At 41.0% G+C, this 926-nt stretch carries 1 protein-coding gene; it reads right to left on the bottom strand.

Annotated features, from left to right (window positions below; all coding sequences use genetic code 11):
- Positions 1-191: 191 nt before the first annotated feature.
- The gene (locus IGI46_RS25895) at positions 192-791 is read right to left on the bottom strand and encodes a tyrosine-type recombinase/integrase (RefSeq protein ID WP_429974626.1); all 600 of its coding nucleotides are present in this window, start codon (positions 789-791) and stop codon (positions 192-194) included.
- Positions 792-926 lie beyond the last annotated feature (135 nt).

The raw sequence follows: 926 nt of genomic DNA, 5'->3' as shown, positions 1-926 counted from the left end.
CCTAGCCGGCAGCAGCTGCTGCACCTCTTGCAGCCGGAAATGTGCGCTCAAAAACCGAACGAGCATGCCACCTGGCACACAGGATATCGCACTAAAAACCGAACGTAGGAATAGGGAAGGGGCTAAGTACGTTTTTGCTGAACCTTTTTAGCCTATCTATGTCTTAGAACCTGTCTTACTGGAAAGAAGTACTAAAGATCCAAACTTCGTACAGCAGTATCCTTTTCCTCTTGAGTAATTCCAATATAGCGTAAGGTTTCTCGCTGGCTGCTATGATTCAATAGGTCTTGGATCAATGTGAGATCTGTTTTGTTCTTATACATAAAGTACCCAAATGTCTTTCTCATGCTATGGGTGCCAATATTCGTTAATCCCACACGATCCGCAGCGTTTGATAATATCCGCCATAGTGAAACACGAGCCAGCGGTTGATCTACTCCTTTTTGAGAAGGGAAGAGATAGCGATCAAAATTTCTTGTGGCCAACTCTTCAGGAAAATGATCCTGTGTATATTTCTCAATACGCTTTCTCAACTTCTTTGAAATAAACACCGAATTGTTTTTACCGGTCTTTTTTTCTTTCATGGCCAGGCGCTCTCTAGCGATCACTTTGTTTCTTGAAATTTCTAAAACATCTTCCAGCTTCAGTGTTCGTAAATCAGATATCCGATAGGCGGTATTAATTCCCAATGTAAACAAGAGCACGTTTCGATCACCGAAACGATCGTCAGCTAAAATCACCTTCATCGCATCGATCTTTTTTTTGTCTCGAATCGGTTCGACAAACTCCATTTTTATCCCTCCAAACAAATGTAACATAATCGCATTATAGCACTGATTAAGTTACATTAAAAGGTGGCCGAATAAAAAACGACTCTGGAAATTTCTAAATTTCCTTAGAGCCGCAAGGGATAGAGCTATTTCAAA

The sequence above is a fragment of the Enterococcus sp. AZ163 genome (assembly GCF_050498925.1).
In the GTDB taxonomy this organism is placed as follows: domain Bacteria; phylum Bacillota; class Bacilli; order Lactobacillales; family Enterococcaceae; genus Enterococcus_A; species Enterococcus_A ferrettii.
Note: the sequence above shows the minus strand (reverse complement) of the source record. Positions and strands in the feature narration are given on the sequence as shown.